The sequence below is a fragment of the Bradyrhizobium sp. ERR14 genome (assembly GCF_014198235.1).
In the GTDB taxonomy this organism is placed as follows: Bacteria; Pseudomonadota; Alphaproteobacteria; order Rhizobiales; family Xanthobacteraceae; genus Bradyrhizobium.
In genome coordinates, this window is sequence record NZ_JACIHD010000025.1 from 52,306 (window position 1) to 71,872 (window position 19,567).

A 19,567-nucleotide genomic window follows, 5' to 3' on the forward strand; every position below is an offset into this window, starting at 1 on the left:
CGTAGCGTGCCCACCGATCACGTTGGATGATGCGGATAGGGGTCGTGGGCACGGCGCGAAGAGCGCGCCTTTGCCCACCCTACGGCAGCTTCCGCGATCGATGGAACCAACCCACTGATTCCGTTCCGATTCATAGTTCCCTAACCTTCGCTGGTAACGGGGTCTTGTCGGTTTTGCTGCACCTTGCATCCCACGGGAGGGCTGCATGGGCACATCGATCCGATGGACCGCGCGCATGCGCGCGCTGCTCCGTCGCTGGCGGGGAGCGCCACTGACATGGCTGATCGTCGGCGGCTTCGTGCTGATGGCCGCGACCGCAATCGGCACCGCGCTCACCGTCGACCGCTTCCGGCAGAATGCGATCGAAAGCGGCCGCGACAGCCTTGAAAACACCGTGCGCCTGCTGGCCCGGCATTTCGACCGCGAGTTCGAGGATTTCGCGGTGCTGCAGAAGAGCATCATCACCGAGTTCGAGAGCCGCGGCATCGAATCCGCCGACGTCTTCCGCAGCGAGATGGGCACGCTCGCCATGCACGAGGTGCTGCGTGCGAAAGCCAGCGGCTGGGCCGACGTTGCCGGCGCCAATGTGTTCGATGCCAGGGGCATGCTGATCAATTCGTCGCGGCGCTGGCCGGTCGCCGACGTCTCGGTCGCGGACCGCGGCTACTTCAACCGCCTCAAGAACGATCCGACCGCGCAGGAGGACGTGGAGGTGGTGCACGGCCGGATCGGCAACGGACCGGCGATCGTGTTCGCGCGGCGCGTGTCCGGCCCGCATGGCGAATTCCTTGGGGTGGTCTCGCGCGCGATCGCGCCCGAGCAGCTCGAATCCTTCTTCGCCTCGACCGGGCTCGGTGAGGAATCCTCGATCGCGATGCATCACCAGAACGGTCAATTGCTGGCGCGCGTTCCGCGTGTCGATGCGATGGTCGGGCAGAACTTTCGCAAGGGCACGCCGGAGCAGATCGCGGTGTTCGACCGCACCTTCGTCTCCATGCAGCTCGCCAGCCCGATCGACGGCAAGGACCGCATCGTCGCCTCGCGCCTGCTCGCCGGCGAGCCGCTGGTCGTGGTCGCGACGAAGTCGCTGGATGCGACGCTTGCGACCTGGCGCACGCAAACGAAATTCTTCGTCACCATCGCCGTGCTGTCGATCAGCCTCCTGGTGCTCACGCTGTTCCTGATCTTCCGCCAGGTGACGCACCGGCTCTCGCTGGAGAAACAGCGGCTCGACACCGCGATGAACACGATGACGCAAGGGCTCCTGATGTTCGATCAGGACGAGCGACTGATTGTCTGCAACCGGCGCTACATCGAGATGTACGGCTTGTCCCCTGAAGTGGTGAAGCCCGGTGCCACTTTCCGTGGCGTGATCCGGCACCGCCACGACACCGGCTCGTTCCACGGCGACGTCGAGACCTATTGCGACGACATTCTGAGCCATATCGGGCGCACCCAGAGCGCCATCGTGGAGACCGCGGATGGCCGCCTGGTCGAGATCAAGAACCAGCCCGGCGCCGCCGGCGGCTGGCTCGCGACCCACGACGACGTCACCGCCCGCATCCGCGCCGACGAACGCATCGCCCATATGGCGCATTACGACGCGCTGACCGACCTCCCCAACCGCGTGCTGCTGCGCGGTCATCTGGAGCGGCGCGTCGCCGAGCTCAGCCAGAACAAGCCGTTCGCCATCCTCTATATCGACGTCGACGAGTTCAAGGGCGTCAACGATTCGCTGGGACACGAGGTCGGCGACGAGTTGCTGCGGCAGGTGGCGAACCGGCTGCGCGCCTGCGTTTCCGGCAATGACCTCGTCGCGCGGCTCGGCGGCGACGAGTTTGCCATCGTCAAGGCCGGCACTCGCGATCCGGCCGAGCTGTCGGCGCTGGCGGAAGATATCCTCAAGGCGCTGCGCGCGCCGGTGGACTGCAAGGGCCAGGACATCCCGACCGATGCCAGCATCGGGATCGCGATCGCGCCCGACCACGGCGACAATCTCGACGACCTGCTCAAGCGCGCCGATCTTGCGATGTACGCGGCGAAATCGGAGGGGCGTCGCACCTACCGCATCTTCACGCCCGAATACGACGCCAAGGCGAGACTGCGCCGGCAGCTCGAGCTCGATCTGCGTCAGGCGCTGGCTCGCGGCGAGTTCGAGGTGCACTACCAGCCGCTGGTCGATCTCGCGGCCAATGTCGTGACCGGCTGCGAGGCGCTGCTGCGCTGGCGTCATCCCGAGCGCGGCATGGTCTCGCCCGCGGACTTCATTCCCGTGGCGGAAGACACCGGACTGATCGGGGAGATCGGCGAGTGGGTGCTGAAGCAGGCCTGCCGTGAGGCCGCGTCCTGGCCCGGCCAGATTCACATCGCCGTCAACGTCTCACCGGTGCAGTTCCGCTCGCGGACGCTGGCACTGAAGGTCGCGGCCGCGCTCGCGGAGTCCGGGCTTGCGCCCGGACGGCTCGAGCTCGAGATCACCGAGACCGTGCTGATCCGCGACGACGAGGAGGCGCTGACGATCCTGCAGCAGTTGCGCGAGCTCGGCGTGCGTATCGCGCTCGACGATTTCGGCACCGGCTATTCGTCGCTGAGCTATCTGCACCGCTTCCCGTTCGACAAGATCAAGATCGACCGCAGCTTCATCAGCGACATCGGTCAGTCCGAAGATTCCTCGCCGATCGTGCAGGCCGTGGTGCACATGGCCGCCGCGCGCCACATGGCGACGACCGCCGAAGGCGTCGAGACCGAAGCCCAGCGCGAGGTGCTGCGCCAGCTCGGCTGCAGCCAGATGCAGGGCTGGCTGTTCAGCCCGGCGGTGCCGGCGGCGAAATTGAAGCAGCTGCTGGCGACGCAGGCGGTTGCGGCTTAGCGGCGCCACGTCTGGCTTTAAGGCCAAATCCGGACTTGATGAGCCGCACCCCTGCTCAACAACTCATGACTGCTGGTTTGCCTCGCTCGTTACCGTGAGGAAGTGCTTGATCGGCTCTAAGGCGTCAATGGCTGGAATACTCTCGCAGGCCTGGGCGCTTGAACACCAGGGATACGGCAAGGCCGCGAGCCATTGCATGATCGGCTTCGACATCTCGGCTGGAAGTACACTCATGACTTCGATTTCGATCGCGAGCTTCTCGACGCGGCCGTCATGGCCGGAACCGAAGCGCCAGTCATAGCGTCCGCAGCCGACGCGAACCGCACCACCTTGCCTTGCCGACATCCCGACGAGCCAATCGCAACGGAAACGCGGTAGCTGCTGTGAGGTCGGACGGGAGAGGCAAAAAGTCCGGACGTTCTGGTATTGATCGCCGAAGCTCGTCACCAGTACGTCGGTAACTTGCTCCAGCCCTTTTGCGGAGCTTGGGAATGAGATGGCGTCGGTCTTTACGACCATCTCCAATTCGCAGTCTGAGGCAAAGGCGTCCCTCATCATCTGCGGTCGATTGCCATCCTTTGCAAAGACGTACGTGCTGATCGCGTCGGCGGCGCTGATGGGTGCGGATGGGCTCATTCAATTTCCCCCTGGCACATCCAAGCCGGACCAAAGCCGGCGCCCGGCGATTGAAGCTGAACAAGCCAATCGAGACAAGGCTTCAAGGCGTCCGCAAAGGGTCACAGGCGGTCATCGCCGACGACTCCTGGCGCGGGCTCAGAGCTTCTGTTTTGCCGCGGTGATCTCGACGAACTCCGCGTCGGGGTGGCTGACGATGGTGGCGACCATGATGCCGCTGATGATCAGCGACCAGGCGGTGTTCCAATAAATCCAAAACACGAGCCAGCCTCCGTTTTGATCTGTCACGGCCGCGGGACCGGGGTAACGGCACAGCGATGCCGCCGTTCCCGACGCGCGGCGCGGCACGGCCGCGCGGCGAGGCGCTATTTTGATTTGGTCGGCGGCGAGGCGTGATCGGTTTGGCCGGTGTGGCGCTTTGCCACGACGTCCTCATCGTGTTCGCCTTGGTGTGGGCGCGGCGGCGACTTGGGCTGGCCGGCTTGACCGCCATGCTTGCCGCCCATGTCGGGCTTACCTTCGAGATCGTTTTCACGGGGCATGCCGGTTCAATGCGCTCGCGCGGCATTGGTTCGCCTTGCGCCCGCCGTTTTCGCCTGTGAACGAGTTCATAGGATTGCCGCGGTTTGCAGTGCACGATTCCGGGTGCCCCGCGACTTCATGACAGCGACGGATTCGACCAGATGCGGAAACGGCTCATCGCCTGGACCATCCTGACGTCCGCTCTGGTTGCGGTCGCGGTCTGGGCCGTGCTCGGACCGCCCGCGCATCCGTCCAGCCCGCATCTGCCCTCCCGGACCGCGGCGATGCGGTAGTCCCTCCCCGCGACCGATACAATTTCGGCATCGATCAATCCCAACTGGAATTTGGTGCGGCGGCGCGCCGCCCGCTATCCTCGCCGGCAAAACGACAAGGCCGCGACCGGCCCTCAGGAGGAGCCCATGTTGAGACCGACCCGACGCATCGCATCCAAAGCACCACGCGCTGCAATCGCCACCACCCTGTTCGCAGCCCTCACTCTCATTTCTGGAGTCCACGCCGGCATGGCCGAGACCTTCGCCTATGTCGGCAACGCCGACAGCAACGACATCAGCGTGTTCAAGATGACCGAGAGCGGCGAGATGATTCCGGTGCAGACGGCCGCCTTCAAGGGCGTCGACAAGCCCGGCTCGTCGACGCCGCTCGCGATCACGCCCGACCACCGCGTGCTGATCGCCGGTGTCCGCTCGCAGCCGTACCTCGCGGTGAGCTTTGCGATTGATCCCAAGACGGGCCAGCTCAGCCCTATCGGCAGCGGCCCGCTCGCCGACAGCATGGCAAACATCGCCGTCGACCGCAGCGGCAAATTCCTGTTCAGCGCCTCCTATGGCGGCAACAAGGTCGCGCTGAATCCGCTTCTTGCAAACGGCGTCGCCGGCGATCCGAAACAGGTGATCCCGACCGGGCTGAACGCGCACGCCTTCCTGCCCTCGCCCGACAACCGCTTCGCGTTCGCGACCAATCTCGGCTCCGATCAGGTACTGGCCTTCGCGTTCGATGCCACGGCCGGTACGCTGACGCCGAGCGATCCGCCAGCCCACAAGGTGCCGGAGAAATCGGGCCCTCGGCACTTTGTATTCCATCCCAACGGCAAGTTCGTCTATCTGATCCACGAGTTGAACGGCGACGTCGCCGCGTTCACCTACGAGGCCAGGAGCGGCGCCTGGGACGAGATCCAGCGCACCACCGCACTGCCGGAGGGCTTTAACGGAAAAGGGTCTGATAAGAAGCCTTGGGCCGCCGACATCCACATCACTCCGGACGGCCGCTTCCTCTACGCCTCCGAACGCACCACCAACACGCTCACCGCCTACAAGGTCGATGCGGCCAGCGGCAAGCTGACCACGATCGGCAGCGTGCCGACCGAGAAGCAGCCGCGCGGCTTCCACATCGATCCGACGGGGCGCTACCTCGCCGCGGTCGGCGAGCTCTCCGACAGCATGACGGTCTATGCGATCGACCAGGGCAGCGGCGCGCTGGCCAAGCTGAAATCCTACCCCACCGGCAAGAAGCCGAACTGGGTGGAGTTCCTGAACCTGCCGTGAGGGGCGCCGCCGCCGACCTACGTAATCATCCGTAATTTCGGAAAGCGCGCCATGTCGTCATATCATCATTCATGGACCGTCAGATCGTCTTCAAATGCCCGCAGACCGGCATGAACGTGCAGCATCGGCTCGGCGACGAGCCGGCCGACCGCACGCATGTGTCGGTGTCCTGTCCGGCCTGCACGCGCCTGCATTTGATCGACCGGGCCAACGGCAAGCTGCTGGGTGAGCGCCGCGGCTGACGCGCCGTTTACCGCCCGCGCCGCGACCTGCGCCGTTGACCGATGAGAGGACCGTGATCGACGGCACTTTGGAGTAGTGCCGACCCGCGGCGCGCCGCCCGGGAAATGCGAACCTGTTCTCCAATCCCGCGACTAATCAAAGGCTTGCTGCGTCGGCCCGCGGTGGCGTGGCCTTCCTTTTGGGACAACGCTGCCGTAGTCCGCAGCCCTGCCATCTGCTATCGATTGGAGGCATAGAACCCGTGGAATTTCCGATGCGTCATTTGCCCCGTGCCGTCGTTCGAAGCCTGTGTCCCGCAGCCGTCGCCGGCATGCTCATCCTCGGTCCCTATCCGGCCCGAGCCGCCGATGACGACGCGCCCAAGGGGCCGGCGGTCACGGTGCTGAAAGTCGCAAAGTCCTGCTTCTCCGACATCGTCGAGGCCACCGGCACGATCATCGCGCGGGAGGAAACGTCGGTGCGGCCCGAGCGTCCGGGCCTGAAGGTCACCGACGTGCTGGCGGAAGCCGGCGACACCACCACCGCCGGCCAGGTGCTGGCGCGGCTGGCGCTGCCCGAGGGCGGCACCCTGCAGGTCACCGCGCCGGTGGCGGGCGTGATCGCGACGTCGACCGCCCAGATCGGCAATTTGGCCTCGGCCAAGGGCGAGGCGCTGTTCACGATCGTGGCGCGCAGCGAATACGATCTCGTCGGTCTGGTGGCGACCACCGATATGCGCAAGCTCGCGGTCAATCAGCCGGCGACCGTGCGGATCGCCGGCGCCGGCGACATCGACGGCAAGGTGCGCCGCATCGGCCCGACCGTGGAGCCGAACATCCAGCAAGGCATGGTCTATATCGGCATCTCCTCGCAGAAGCGGCTGCTGCTGAAGGCGAGCGGACGCGCGCTGATCAAGACCGGGCAGAGCTGCAACGTCGCGGTGCCGCTGACCGCCGTGCAATATTCATCCGCCGGCACCGTGGTGCAGGTGATCCGCCGCAACCGGGTCGAGACCAAGCGGGTCGAGGTCGGATTGATGTCGGGCGGCAATATCGAGGTCCGCGACGGCCTCAACGACGGCGATGTCGTCGTCGCCCGCGCCGGCGCGCTGCTGCGCGAAGGCGATCCGGTACGCCCGGTGATGGCCGCGGAAGCAGCGAAGTAGCCGGCGCGCTGCTTCACCCTCCCCTGGAGGGGGAGGGTCGGCTCACATTGAGCGGAGCGAAATGTGAGACGGGGTGGGGTGATCTCTCGGCACGGGCACTGTTCGTGGGGAGAGATCACCCCACCCCGCTCGCGCTTCGCGCGATCGACCCTCCCCCTCCAGGGGAGGGTAAGAAAAACTAGCCGCCGGCTTCGCCGAAATGGACGTCTTCGAGCAGCGAGGAGGACACGGTCGGGACCTGGTCGCCTTCGCTGGCGCGGGAGATGGCGACGCGGGTCTTGTTGAAGACGCTTTCGGCGCTGCCCTTTGCACTGAGGTTGTTCAGGAACTCGCTGACCAGCACGCTGTGCTCGCCCTTGCCGTCGTCGACGACCTTGCCGGGCGAAGCCGAGGACAGGATCAGCGCATTGTCGGACGCGTTGATCGGCGCGAGGCCGTGGCTGTAGGAGCGGAAGCGACGCTCGTAAGGGTTACGGCGCGAGGCATCGACGACGACGAGCTTGGCCTTGGCGCCCTGCTCCTTCATCATGTCGATCACGCCGTCGATCGAGACGCCCTGGCGGCGGACGTCGCTTTCCTTCCAGATCACGGCATCGACCGGCAGCATGTAGCTCTCGCGTCCCGCCTGCACGCCGTAGCCGCCGAAGAACAGCATGACGACAGTGTCGCGCTTGATCCGGGACTTCAGGCGATTGACGGCGCGGATCATGTCGTCCTTGGTCGCGTCTTCCACCATGTCGACGTCAAAACCGTTCTTGCGCAGGGACGAGGACAGCGCGCGGGCGTCGTTGATCGACTGCGTCAGCGGCGCGCTGGCGTCGGGATAGTGTCCATTGCCGATGACGAGGGCGAGGCGCGAGGTCTGGGCGATCGAGCCCGTGATCTGGTCGGTCGAGACGGCCTTGGCGGCGTCGATCGCGCGCATGTTGAGAGCAGCATGGGCGCCGATCACGAGCGACACCGTGCCGATGAGGGCCGCGGCCAACGCGATCGTGCGTCGGGAAATGTCGAGCTGCCTAACATTCATCTCGCTTCATTCCTGTCAGTGCCAAAGACCAGCCAAGCGCGCGCACACTGTTTGAGTAGCGCGATAGCGTCTTTAGGTTTGAGGGATTGGCCGGGGATGTGCCCCCGAATTGCGCGCAATTTGCGGCGCCGCACCAAACAAACCCTTAACCGGATATCGCCTCCCCGGCAATAGATTGCCCAAAAATTGAGCTAAGCGACTGAAGATGTTCGTTAATTCTCCAAGCTAGATTTGTGCGTTCTTGCCCCCTGGCACCCCATTTCGAGCCTCGATCATGCAGCCTTCGTGCCGGCTTTTTCCGTGACCTCCATCACATTTGTATTTCCTGCGAATCCGGGTAGCCTTTTCAACGACTTGGCAAGGGGGCGGCGCGCAGATGGGAGCGTGCCGGCCCCCGACCAAGGCCCCGCGACCAGGTATTTCATGAGCCTTCATTATTTTGCCGGCGCCGCCTGCCGGGCGCTGACCGCCCGGAAGGACGGCCCCTCGCTTTACGACGTCTGCGACCCCGTATTGTCTGTCACGGCCAGCGGCGATCCGCATCTGGCCAAATTCTACAAGACCGCGCTCGGCAATCCCGCGTTGCGGGTGCTGCTGCGGCGGGCTGGACTGCCCGAGCTGCGTGACGAGGCCAGGCTGACGGCGCTGCGCCAAGCGCTGGTTCGCGCCCGCGACGAGGCCGAGCCCGATTGGGCGGCGGTCGGCCAGCCGGTCGCCGATCTCGTCGACAGCATCGCGCTCGACCACCCCAAGCCGCCGCCGGCCATGTTCACCGGCTCCGCGCCGCCAGAGTCGCAGATCGACGGCGTGATCCGCGACTGCGCGCAGCATCTGCTCGGCTCCTACCGCAAGAACGGTTTCCTGCCGACCTACGCCGCCTTCAACCTGATCGGCGATCCTGATTTCCGCGGCCGCGAGCTGATCATGGCGCTCACGGGCCTCAACGCGCGCGGCTACAAGAATTCCTCGCTGCTGTTCAACCTCGCCCGCGTCTTCATCGCGCGCTCGCCAGCCCGGGCCGTCGTCAATCCGCCCTGGCGAGGGATCGCCGAGCCGATGTGGGAACCGGTGCAGATCCGCCACCGCTCGGCCTATTACGATGCGTTCTTCATCGAGGCGCTGCTCAGCTATGGCGAGACCGGACTCGCCTCCCAGGCCGACAAGATTGCGGCCGAACGCGCCATCGCCGACATGGTGAATTTTTGCGTCAACATCAGCCGCGAGGAGGTCGAGGGCATCGACGGCGCGCGCTTCAACGTCGTCACCGCGCTGGCGCCTCCGCCGCATCCGCGCTTTTCCCGTTACTTCGCGCAGATCAAGCAGGATCTCGGCTTCGGCGTCTACGTGCCGGATTGCGACACCACGGCGTGCTCGATCTCGGCCGCGACGCAGGCCGGCTGCCTTGATGAGATCATCGACCAGCCGCTGCTGGATTTCTACGCCGGCTACCAGGTGCGCGCCGGCGTCAACGAACCGCGCGTGACCGTGCCGCTCAACGACAATATCGACTATGAGGGCGGCGTCGCGACCTGGATCGACAACCTCAAGGGCGAGCGTCCCTACGGCAACGATCTTGATCCGACGCTCAATCTCGACATTCTCGAAGTGAGCTTTCGCAACCTGGCCCGCTGGAAAGTCCTGGAGACGCCCGCGCGGCTCGCCACGGTGCATCGCATCATCGGCTTCCAGAAGCGGCTGGCGGCGAGCGGCGCCTTCGCCAATCCGCGCTCGCACATTTACTATCTGCCCGAGCTCTACAGCGCCTATTTCGGCCGCTGCTATGCGGCGTTCCTGGCGCTGCCGCTGGCCGCGCAGGCCGCGATCGATCCCGCCGGCGATTTCGACTTCATCCGCCATCGCGTGCTGTCCTACGTCAAAGGCGAGCTGATGGCCGCGGAGATGAACGTGTTCGACGCGGCGCTGGCGCTGATCGCACTCGGCCATCTCGGCGCCGACCCACGCGCCTTCGCGCCGGCGCTGAACGTGATCGTCGCCGGTCTCGGCGAAGGCGGCCGCCGCGGCCCGTTCCGCGCCTATGAGTGGAACAAGATGAAGACGCCGACGCGGATTTTGGTGGGCGGCCCGGAGGTGACGTCGGCGTTCGTGCTGATGGGGCTGGCGGTGGCGAAGCGGGCGATGACGGGGCGGTGAGGGTGAGTGCCTCAGACACGGTGCCGTAGGGTGGGCAAAGGCGCTCTTCGCGCCGTGCCCACGATCTCTCGCCACGAAAGACATCGTGGGCACGCTTTCGCTTTGCCCACCCTACGGGACCTTCGACCAATGACGGGAAGTTGAAAGCCTATCTGTTAGGCATACGCTGGCCCGACGGCCAAAAGCCGACCACAATTGCGCGATCTATCGAGATTTTCATCACACGCGGACCGGCATGCTGCGAAAAATCCTGATTGCGCTGTCCTTGCTCGCCCTGCCCTCGCTGGCTGAGGCCACCGACATCACCGGCATGGCCAAGGTCCGCGCCGGCGATGCCGTCGTGATCGGCAACACGCGGATCCGGCTCGGCGGCATCGACGCGCCTGCGGTCGACCAGCTCTGCCTGAACACCAAAAGCGAGCGCTGGACCTGCGGCGTCGCGGCGCGCGACGAGCTCGCCAAATATGCCGAGGGCAAGAGCTGGGTCTGCCACACCCGTTCAATCGACCGGCGCGGCCGCACTGTGGCGCGCTGCGAGGTCGGCGGCGAGGACATCCAGAAATGGCTGGTGCGCAGCGGCTGGGCGCTTGCCTACACCCGCATCTCCAAGGACTACGAGCCCGACGAGGCCGCTGCGCGCGAGGCGAAAGCCGGGATGTGGCAGGGCGCCTTCATCGCGCCCTGGGACTGGCGCGTCCGCAACAAGAAGACCGCCATCCTCGGCGCCACCAAGCCGCCCGACGGGGCGCATGCGGTGCTGCTCGCCTCGGCCTCGGGACCGGTCGCGCCTTCCCCGGACTGCACCATCAAGGGCAACGTCAACAGCGCCGGCGAGTGCATCTTTCACCAGCCGACCAGCCGCTGGTACACCCAGATCAAGATGAAGATCAGCAAGGGCACTCGCTGGTTCTGCTCGGTCGAGGAGGCGGAAGCCGCCGGCTGCCGCGAGACCAAGAGATGAGAGCCCCAGACCTGCGTTTTGCGTGCTTTTCTTGGGGGTTCACGGCGCGTAAAACGTGAATCAGCAAACCCACCAGTCCGTTCTCAAGCAACAAGGACCAACAGCAATGACCGTTCGCGCGGGCCGGGAATTTCTGGCCATCCCCGGGCCCACCACGATGCCCGACGAGGTGCTGCGGGCAATGCACCGTCCGGCGATCGACATCTACTCCAAGGAGATGCTCGACCTGACCGAGAGCCTGCTCAGTGACATCTCGAAACTGTTTGCGACCAAGGGCAAGTCCTACATCTACATCGCCAACGGCCACGGCGCCTGGGAAGCGGCGCTGAGCAACGTGCTGTCGCGCGGCGACAAGGTGCTGGTGCTGGAGAGCGGGCGCTTCGCGATCGGCTGGGGCAATGCGGCAGCGCTGATGGGCGCCGAGGTCGAGGTGCTCAAGGGCGACTGGCGCCGCGCAGTGCGGCCGCACGAGGTCGAGGAGCGCCTGCGCCGCGACAAGGAGCACACCATCAAGGCGGTCGTCGTGGTCCAGGTCGACACGGCCTCGGGCGTGCAGAACGACATCGAGGCGATCGGCAAGGCGATCAAGGCGAGCGGCCATCCGGCGCTGTACATGGTCGACACTGTCGCCTCGCTCGGCTGCATGCCGTTCGAGATGGACAAATGGGGCATCGATATTGCGATGTCGGGCTCGCAGAAGGGCCTGATGACGCCGCCTGGCCTTGGCTTCGTCGCCGCCAATGCGCGTGCGCTCGAGGTGCACAAGAAGGCCGACATGTCGACGCCCTATTGGAGCTGGAGCGAGCGCGAGGGCACCGAGAATTATCGTAAATACGCCGGCACCGCGCCGGTGCACCTGTTGTTCGCGCTGCGCAAGGCGATCGACATGCTGCACGAGGAAGGCCTCGAGAACGCCTTCCGCCGCCACAGCCTGCTCGGCGAAGCCGCACGCCGCGCGGTTGGCGCATGGTCGGAAGGCCAGGTGCTCGGCTTCAACGTGGCGGAGGCGAGCGAGCGCTCCAACACCGTGACCACGGTGACCATGAGCAACGGCCACGATCCCGCGGTGCTGCAACGCTATTGCAAGGACAAGTGCGGCGTGGTGCTCGGCACCGGCATCGGCGACCTCTCGGGCCAAGCCTTCCGCATCGCCCATATGGGCCACGTCAACGCGCCGATGTTGCTCGGCACGTTAGGGGTGATCGAGATTGGCCTGAACGCCCTGAAGATCCCGCACGGCAAGGGCGGACTGGAAGCGGCGGTCGCGTATCTCGGGGAAGAGGTGGCGGTGTAGAGGCGCCAGCCCCAAACGCCACTGTCGTCCCTGCGAACGCAGCGCTCCTTTCTTCCTTCTCCCCTTGTGGGAGAAGGTGGCGCGAAGCGCCGGATGAGGGTTGTTTCCGCAAACTCAATTTCGAGATCGATTCGCGGAGAGATACCCCTCACCCGTCTCGCCGCTCCGCGGCGAGCCACCCTCTCCCACAGGGGGAGAGGGGAAGATCAGCGCGCGACACGATACGCCTCGACCTGCGCCTTCAGCTCATCCAGCGACGCCGTCGGCGTCTTCGGATCGACGCGATACTCCCCGCTCGCCAGCCACTGCAGCACCTTCGCATCGACGACCGGCGAGTGGTGGATGACGTCGCCGTAGTTATCGAGGTCGTGCGTCACCGCCTTGATCGCGCGGAAATCGTGCAGGCGCACATTGGGAAGCTGTGTCAGGCGCTGCGAAATGACTGCCGTCAGATCGGTGACGATCTTCAGCGTCTCGGGCGAGGCATCGCGCATCGCGACGAATTGCAGGATCGAATAGGGCGGGAAGTAGATGTCGAAGGTCACGTCGGGGTGGCGCGTGATCAGGCCGACGGCATCGCGCTCGAAATGCCTGACCATGGCGTCATAGCCGTAGCCTTCGCCGAGAAAACGACTGCGCACCGGGCTCGTGATGTAGGCGAAGGCGGCGAGCGTCCTCCTCGCATTGTACTCGCGAGCAATGTCGAAATCCCGCGGCAGCGCGTAGATGTCGTCGACATCGGCGAACGCGAACTTGACGGGAAGAAACGGCGCCGCGCGGGTCAGCGGCCCTTGCAACGGCGGGACCGACCGCAGCAGCGTGAACAGGGACTCTTTCGCCATCGCGGCGCTGAACAGATAGGACGCGATGCCCTTGGCCGTCCCGCGATAGAGATCGACGGACAGATAGGGATCGGCCTCGATGTCGGCCGCATCGACGAAGATGAAATCGTCCATCGCCCAGATCACGCGCCTTGCGCCGCCCGCGATCGCCTGCTCCAGCACGAAGGCCTGCTGGCGTGAGTTGGAGCCGGTCATCGCCAGCTTGAGCGAGCGAACGCCGAGCGCACGGTCGATGTCGCTCTGGCGGAAATGGATCGCGAGCGAGGTGCCCATGAAGGCGGTGTCGAACGACTGGCTGCGGATCAGACCGGCATTCTGCACGCGCGTGTCGTCGGAATAGAAGGCGGAGCGCGAGGGACGGAACAACTGCAAGGGATCGACGGCGTAGGTGAGCAAGGCCGCACCGAGCACGAATGCCATGCTCGCGAGAAGAAGACGCTTGAGACTGGTGAACGGCCTGCGCATCAGAACCGGAAATAGATGAATTCGCTGTGGCTCTGGATGCCCAAGATGCCGAATGCAAGCACCAGCGATGCGCCATAGAGAAACAGCGGCCGCATGCGCCCTGCCCGCAGGCTCTCGCCGACCCGGCGGTTCGCGTGATCGTATCCCAGGATGCCTTGCGTGTTCGGCGCCAGCCACACCAGCGCGGCGTAGACGGCGACCAGCACCAGCGCCGCGATCTCCTCGCGGCCGAAGACGATGTTGGAGGGATCGGCCATGGCGTGGAGAACCCGCAGCGCCCACGCAACGCTCTCGGCGCGGAAGAACACCCAGGCGACGACGACGGCGAGGAAGGTCAGCGCTGCTCCGGCGATGCGGGCCGGGCGCGCAAGGGGCGACGGAATGGTCGGCATCAGCGCGTTGAAGGCGTGGTTGACACAGAGATAAGCGCCGTGCAGCGCGCCCCAAATGACAAAAGTCCAGGCAGCGCCGTGCCAGAGCCCGCCGAGCAGCATCGTGATCATCAGATTGACGTAGCGCAGCACGCGGCCGTGGCGGTTGCCCCCGAGCGGGATGTAGAGATAATCGCGCAGGAATTGCGACAGCGTCATGTGCCAGCGGCGCCAGAACTCGACGACGCTGGTCGCCTTGTAGGGCGAGTTGAAATTGACGGGCAGGAAGATGCCGAACATCAGCGATATTCCGATCGCCATGTCGGAATAGCCGGAGAAATCGAAATAGAGCTGGAACGTGTAGGCGAGCGCACCACACCACGCCTGGTCGAAGCTCGGCGAGCGCGCCTCGAAGGCGAGCGCGACCAGCGGCTGGATGCCGTCGGCAAGACAGGTCTTCTTGAACAGGCCGATGGCGAAGATGATGACACCGCACAACATCAGATGTCCGTCCGGATACTTCGTCTCCTTCCGCTCGAATTGCGGGATCATGTCCTTGTGGTGGAGAATGGGCCCGGCGATCAGATGCGGGAAATAGGTCACGAACAGCGCGTAATGCGGCAACGCATAGGCCGCGACCTGTCCGCGATACGCATCCACCAGGAAGGCAATCTGTGTGAAGGTGTAGAAGGAGATGCCGACCGGCAACAGGATGTGAGCCGCAAGATGCGAGCCGAACAGCGTGTTGATGTTCTCGGCAGCGAAGCCGGCATATTTGAAGATGCCGAGCACGAGCAGATCGCCGACGACACCGAGTGCGAGCGCCGCCTTTCGGTGTGACGGACCGAGCTTCGCCACGATCAGGAGATGGCCGACGCCGTAATTGAAGCCGATCGACAGCAGCAACAGGGCCACGAACTGCCAGTTGCCGATGGCATAGAAGGCGAGCGAGGCCAGCGCCAGCCAGATCACCGGCGTGAAATTGCTGCGCCGCCCAAGCCAGAAATAGCCCGCCAGAACGACCGGCAGGAACAGCAGGATGAACGGGTAGGAATTGAACAGCATCAGGCTGGACCGGCGGCGGGGATTTTGGTCCGTAAAGCATACAAGGGGCCGGTCAACAACCCGGCGACTTGGCACCAGTCTTTGGCACTAGCCGCGCTGGCAATCCACGGAAGCGGAACGATATAAGGGAACGCGGCGAGCCGCTTCCTTCCCCCTCTCCCCGCATGCGGGGAGAGGCGAAGCAGCGACGTCGGACACGAATGAGGACCGAGTGACACAAGCCAAAACCCCTTCCCAGCCCCCCGTCGCCCCGCGCCGGCCGCATTCCTTCACGCGGCACGGGATCACCGTGACCGACGACTATGCCTGGCTGAAGGACGCGAAATGGCAGGAGGTGCTGCGCGATCCCAAGGTGCTAGATCCCGACATCCGCAAATATCTGGATGAGGAGAACAGCTACACCGAGAGCCTGCTCGGCCACACCGCATCCCTGCAGAAGACGCTGGTGCGGGAGATGCGCGGGCGGATCAAGGAGGACGATTCCAGCGTGCCCTCGCCCGACGGCCCGTTCGCCTATTTCCGCAGGTTTCGCGAGGGCGGACAGCACGAGCTGTTCGGCCGCATGCCGCGCGACGGCGGCGACGGCGAGATCGTGCTCGACGGCGACGCGCTCGCCAAGGATCACAAATATTTCAGGTTCGGCGGCAGCCGGCATTCCTACGATCACAAGCTGCAGGCCTGGAGCGCCGACACCAAGGGCTCGGAATATTTTTCGATCCGCGTGCGCGACTGGGCAACGGCCAGGGATCTCGACGACGTGGTCGAGGAGACCGATGGCGGCGTGGTCTGGGCCGCGGATTGCAAGAGCTTCTTCTATGTGAAGCTCGACGACAACCACCGGCCGATGCAGGTGTGGCGACACAAGCTCGGCACCAAGCAGGCCGACGACACGCTGATCTATGAAGAGCAGGATGCCGGCTGGTTCACCCATCTGCACGAGAGCACCAGCGGCCGCTTCTGCGTGATCGCCGGCGGCGATCACGAGACTTCGGAGCAGCGGCTGATCGATCTCGCCAACCCCGAGGCGCAGCCGCGCCTCGTCGCGGCGCGCGAGGAAGGCGTGCAATATTCGCTGGCCGATCGCGGCGATCAGCTCTTCATCCTCACCAATGCCGACGATGCCATCGACTTCAAGATCGTCACGGCGCCGCTTTCTTCGCCCGAGCGCAAGAACTGGCGCGATCTGATCCCGTATCGTCCCGGCATCTACATCATCGACCTCGATCTCTATGCCGGCCATCTGGTGCGGCTGGAGCGCGCCAACGCGCTGCCGGCGATCGTGATCCGCGATCTCGCCTCGAACGAGGAGCACGCCATCGCCTTCGACGAGGCCGCCTATTCGCTGGATACGATGGGCTCCTACGAATTCGAGACGACGAATCTGCGCTTCGCCTATTCGTCGATGACGACGCCGTCGGAAGTCTATGACTACGACATGGTCAAGCGCACGCGCACCTTGCGCAAGCGCCAGGAGATTCCGTCGGGCCACGACGCGGCCGATTACGTCACCACGCGCATCACGGCGAAATCGCATGACGGCGCCGAGGTGCCGGTGTCGATCCTCTACCGCCGCGGGCTCAAGCTCGATGGCTCGGCGCCGCTGCTGCTCTATGGCTACGGCTCCTACGGCATGGCGATGCCGGCCTCGTTCAACGCCAACCGCCTGTCGCTGGTCGACCGCGGCTTCGTGTACGCCATCGCCCATATTCGCGGCGGCGCCGACAAGGGCTGGGGCTGGTATCTCGACGGCAAGCGCGAGATGAAGATCAACTCGTTCGACGATTTCGCAGCCAGCGCCCGCGCGCTGATCGATGCGAAATACACCAGCGCAAAACGCATCATTGGCCATGGCGGCTCGGCCGGCGGCATGCTGATGGGCGCGGTCGCCAATCGCGCCGGCGAATTGTTCGCCGGCATCGTCGCCGAAGTACCGTTCGTCGACGTGCTCAACACCATGCTCGACGACACCCTGCCGCTGACGCCGCCGGAATGGCCGGAATGGGGCAACCCGATCGAGAGCGAGCAAGATTTTCGAACGATCCTGTCCTACTCGCCTTACGACAATGTCGCGGCAAAGGACTATCCGGCGATCCTGGCGATGGGCGGCTTGACCGATCCGCGCGTCACCTACTGGGAGCCCGCCAAATGGATCGCGCGCCTGCGCGCCACCATGAGCGGCGGCGGCCCGGTCCTGCTCCGCACCAATATGGGCGCCGGCCACGGCGGCGCGTCGGGCCGATTCGACCGGCTGGATGAGGTCGCGATCGTCTATGCGTTCGCACTGTGGGCGGCGGGGATGGCGGAGGCTGGAGTGTAGCCACACCCACCGCCGTAGCGACATCCTCCGCTGTCGTCCCCGCGAACGCGGGGACCCATACCGCGTGATGTATCGGTGGAAGGCGAAAGCAGTAGCGGCGAAGATTTCTTAACTGCAAGTCTTCGCCAAATTGCTCCCTGGGGTTATGGGTCCCTGCGTTCGCAGGGACGACGGTCTTGTAGGGTGGGGAGAGGCGAAGACTCACACCGCCCCGTGCGCCTCGACATACAGCGCATACACCGAATGGCTGCTGGCCATATAAAGCCGGTTGTTCTTCGGGCCGCCGAAGCAGAGATTGGCGCAGCGTTCGGGCAGCTTGATGAAGGCCAGCGGCTTGCCGTCCGCGTTGAACACCATGACGCCGTCGAGATCCTCGGGCCTCGCCCTGAGCTGAAACACCTTGCGGCCGCCGACATCGGTCGGCTCGCCCTGCAGCGCGCCGTTGGAGCCCCAGCCGCACCAGAGATTGCCATCGCGGTCGACGCGGAAGCCGTCGAGCGAGCCCTGGTCGGCGGCGTCGATCAGCTTGGTCTTGCCGCTGAGCGCGCCATCGTCGCCGACATTGTAGCTCCAGATGCTGCGGTTGGGCGTGCCCTTCCACTCGACGACATAGAGCTTCTTCTCGTCCGGCGAAAAGGCGAGGCCGTTCGGATTGACGAGGTCGGCGAGGACGGCGGTGATCTTGCCGTCCTTGGCGATGCGGTAGACGTTGGTGGTGGCCTGCTCGGCCTTCTCCTTCTTGCCCTCCCACTCTCCGTTGATGCCGAACAGGGGATCGGTGAACCAGATGCTGTCGTCGGACTTCACCACGATGTCGTTCGGCGCGTTCAGCCGCTTGCCCTCGAACTTGTCGGCGAGCACGGTGACCTTGCCATCCTTCTCGGTGCGGGTGATGCGGCGGGTGACGGAGTGCTCGCAAGTGACGAGACGGCCCTGGCGGTCGCGCGCATTGCCATTGGCGTAATTGGCATTGGCGCGGAACACGCTGGTCTGCCCGGTCTTCTCGTCAAACTTCATGATCCGGTTGTTGGGAATGTCGGAGAACAGGAGATAGCCGCCCTCGGGGAAATAGGCCGGGCCTTCGGCCCAGCGCATGCCGGACGCGACCTGCTCGACCGTCGAGGAGTAGAGCCGGTATTTTGTGAAGCTGGGATCGAGGATCTGGACGGCGGGGTCGGGGTAGCGCTGGTTGGGCGTGAACGGGAACGACTGGGCGCCGGCGGCGCGGGCCAGAAGCGTGGACGCCATTGCTGCGCCAGCGCCGGCCACGAGATCGCGTCGCGTGAAATTCATAAAATCCTCCCTGGGTGATAAAAGGCCGGCGCTTGATGTGGCCGGCCTGTTTTCTTGACTTGGTTTGGCGCTGGCCTTACCGGCCGTTCTTCTTCCGCCACGCCGCGAAGTCGGTGAGCGTCTGCGGATCCGTGGCGGGATAGAGACCGAAGATGCCGCGGCCCTTGCCGACCTCCTCGGTGACGAAATCCTCGAACGCCGTCATCTCGAAGGTCTCGTTGGCGATCTCATCGGCGAGATGCGCGGGGATCACGATGACGCCATCGGCATCGCCAAGAATGACGTCGCCGGGAAATACCGGCGCGTCACCGCAGCCGATGGGGACGTTGATCTCGATCGCCTGGTGCAGCGTGAGATTGGTCGGCGCCGACGGGCGGTGGTGATAGGCGGGGATGCCGAGCTTGGCGATCTCGGCGGAATCGCGAAAGCCGCCGTCGGTGACGACGCCGGCGACGCCGCGCTTCATCAGCCGCGTCACCAGGATGGCGCCGGCCGAGGCCGCGCGCGCATCCTTGCGGCTGTCCATCACCAGCACCGCGCCCGGAGGGCAATCTTCGACCGCCTTGCGCTGCGGATGCGAGCGGTCCTTGAACACGTCAATGGTGTTGAGGTCCTCGCGCGCCGGCATGTAGCGCAGCGTGAAGGCCTCGCCGACCATGGTCGGCTGGTCGGCACCGAGCGGATGCACGTCCTGGATCATCTGGATGCGCAGGCCGCGCTTGAACAGCGCGGTGGCGACGGTGGCGGTGGAGACCGATTTGAGTTTTGTGCGGGTGGCTTCGCTGAGTTTTGACATGTGCGTCCT

The 19,567-nt window shown here is 64.9% G+C and carries 17 protein-coding genes; 10 read left to right on the plus strand and 7 right to left on the minus strand.

What is annotated here, in order from left to right:
• Positions 1-205 precede the first annotated feature (205 nt).
• A complete protein-coding gene (locus GGD62_RS36080) occupies positions 206-2,869 on the plus strand; it encodes an EAL domain-containing protein (protein ID WP_183713175.1) in 2,664 nt (887 codons plus the stop codon).
• Between the two features lie 63 nt (positions 2,870-2,932).
• Here the strand turns inward: GGD62_RS36080 and GGD62_RS36085 are convergent, their stop codons facing one another.
• The gene (locus GGD62_RS36085; protein WP_183713178.1) at positions 2,933-3,505 is read right to left on the minus strand and encodes a hypothetical protein; all 573 of its coding nucleotides are present in this window, start codon (positions 3,503-3,505) and stop codon (positions 2,933-2,935) included.
• 138 nt (positions 3,506-3,643) lie between these two features.
• Positions 3,644-3,766 carry a hypothetical protein gene (locus GGD62_RS41610; RefSeq protein ID WP_256375112.1) on the minus strand — a complete coding sequence of 41 codons (123 nt, stop codon included), beginning with the start codon at positions 3,764-3,766 and terminating at the stop codon, positions 3,644-3,646.
• Between the two features lie 131 nt (positions 3,767-3,897).
• On the opposite strand from GGD62_RS41610, the gene GGD62_RS36090 reads away from it, so the two are divergent.
• The 5 genes from GGD62_RS36090 to GGD62_RS36105 all read left to right on the plus strand — a co-directional run bounded on the left by GGD62_RS36090 (position 3,898) and on the right by GGD62_RS36105 (position 6,976).
• Positions 3,898-4,107 carry a hypothetical protein gene (locus GGD62_RS36090; RefSeq protein ID WP_183713181.1) on the plus strand — a complete coding sequence of 70 codons (210 nt, stop codon included), beginning with the start codon at positions 3,898-3,900 and terminating at the stop codon, positions 4,105-4,107.
• An 81-nt stretch (positions 4,108-4,188) separates the two neighbouring features.
• On the plus strand, positions 4,189-4,320 hold the full coding sequence (locus GGD62_RS41615) for a hypothetical protein (protein ID WP_256375113.1): 132 nt from the start codon (positions 4,189-4,191) through the stop codon (positions 4,318-4,320).
• Between the two features lie 126 nt (positions 4,321-4,446).
• Complete coding sequence (locus tag GGD62_RS36095; RefSeq protein ID WP_183713184.1) at positions 4,447-5,589, plus strand: lactonase family protein; 1,143 nt, start codon at positions 4,447-4,449, stop codon at positions 5,587-5,589.
• A 71-nt stretch (positions 5,590-5,660) separates the two neighbouring features.
• On the plus strand, positions 5,661-5,831 hold the full coding sequence (locus GGD62_RS36100) for a hypothetical protein (protein WP_018321596.1): 171 nt from the start codon (positions 5,661-5,663) through the stop codon (positions 5,829-5,831).
• Positions 5,832-6,085: 254 nt separating this feature from the next.
• Positions 6,086-6,976 carry an efflux RND transporter periplasmic adaptor subunit gene (locus GGD62_RS36105; protein ID WP_183713187.1) on the plus strand — a complete coding sequence of 297 codons (891 nt, stop codon included), beginning with the start codon at positions 6,086-6,088 and terminating at the stop codon, positions 6,974-6,976.
• Between the two features lie 178 nt (positions 6,977-7,154).
• Here the strand turns inward: GGD62_RS36105 and GGD62_RS36110 are convergent, their stop codons facing one another.
• A complete protein-coding gene (locus GGD62_RS36110) occupies positions 7,155-8,003 on the minus strand; it encodes a caspase family protein (RefSeq protein WP_183713190.1) in 849 nt (282 codons plus the stop codon).
• Positions 8,004-8,426: 423 nt separating this feature from the next.
• Between GGD62_RS36110 and GGD62_RS36115 the strand changes: the two genes are divergently transcribed.
• The 3 genes from GGD62_RS36115 to GGD62_RS36125 all read left to right on the plus strand — a co-directional run bounded on the left by GGD62_RS36115 (position 8,427) and on the right by GGD62_RS36125 (position 12,409).
• Positions 8,427-10,154, plus strand: a complete 1,728-nt coding sequence (locus GGD62_RS36115) for a hypothetical protein (protein ID WP_183713193.1) — start codon at positions 8,427-8,429, stop codon at positions 10,152-10,154.
• A gap of 235 nt (positions 10,155-10,389) precedes the next feature.
• Positions 10,390-11,115 carry a thermonuclease family protein gene (locus GGD62_RS36120; RefSeq protein WP_179739741.1) on the plus strand — a complete coding sequence of 242 codons (726 nt, stop codon included), beginning with the start codon at positions 10,390-10,392 and terminating at the stop codon, positions 11,113-11,115.
• A gap of 106 nt (positions 11,116-11,221) precedes the next feature.
• Positions 11,222-12,409: an alanine--glyoxylate aminotransferase family protein gene (locus GGD62_RS36125; RefSeq protein ID WP_183713196.1), complete on the plus strand. Its 1,188-nt coding sequence runs from the start codon at positions 11,222-11,224 to the stop codon at positions 12,407-12,409.
• 206 nt (positions 12,410-12,615) lie between these two features.
• On the opposite strand, the gene GGD62_RS36130 is transcribed toward GGD62_RS36125, so the two are convergent.
• Positions 12,616-13,716, minus strand: a complete 1,101-nt coding sequence (locus GGD62_RS36130; protein WP_183713199.1) for a hypothetical protein — start codon at positions 13,714-13,716, stop codon at positions 12,616-12,618.
• Positions 13,716-15,152: an MBOAT family protein gene (locus GGD62_RS36135; RefSeq protein ID WP_183713202.1), complete on the minus strand. Its 1,437-nt coding sequence runs from the start codon at positions 15,150-15,152 to the stop codon at positions 13,716-13,718. Before GGD62_RS36135 ends, GGD62_RS36130 begins: the two co-directional genes overlap by 1 nt.
• Before the next feature lie 211 nt (positions 15,153-15,363).
• Between GGD62_RS36135 and GGD62_RS36140 the strand changes: the two genes are divergently transcribed.
• Positions 15,364-17,469: a S9 family peptidase gene (locus GGD62_RS36140; protein WP_183713205.1), complete on the plus strand. Its 2,106-nt coding sequence runs from the start codon at positions 15,364-15,366 to the stop codon at positions 17,467-17,469.
• Between the two features lie 201 nt (positions 17,470-17,670).
• Here the strand turns inward: GGD62_RS36140 and GGD62_RS36145 are convergent, their stop codons facing one another.
• Both GGD62_RS36145 and GGD62_RS36150 read right to left on the minus strand, forming a co-directional pair.
• On the minus strand, positions 17,671-18,762 hold the full coding sequence (locus GGD62_RS36145; RefSeq protein ID WP_183713208.1) for an SMP-30/gluconolactonase/LRE family protein: 1,092 nt from the start codon (positions 18,760-18,762) through the stop codon (positions 17,671-17,673).
• A gap of 76 nt (positions 18,763-18,838) precedes the next feature.
• Positions 18,839-19,558, minus strand: coding sequence for a ribonuclease activity regulator RraA (locus tag GGD62_RS36150; RefSeq protein ID WP_183713211.1), 720 nt, complete (start codon positions 19,556-19,558; stop codon positions 18,839-18,841).
• Positions 19,559-19,567 lie beyond the last annotated feature (9 nt).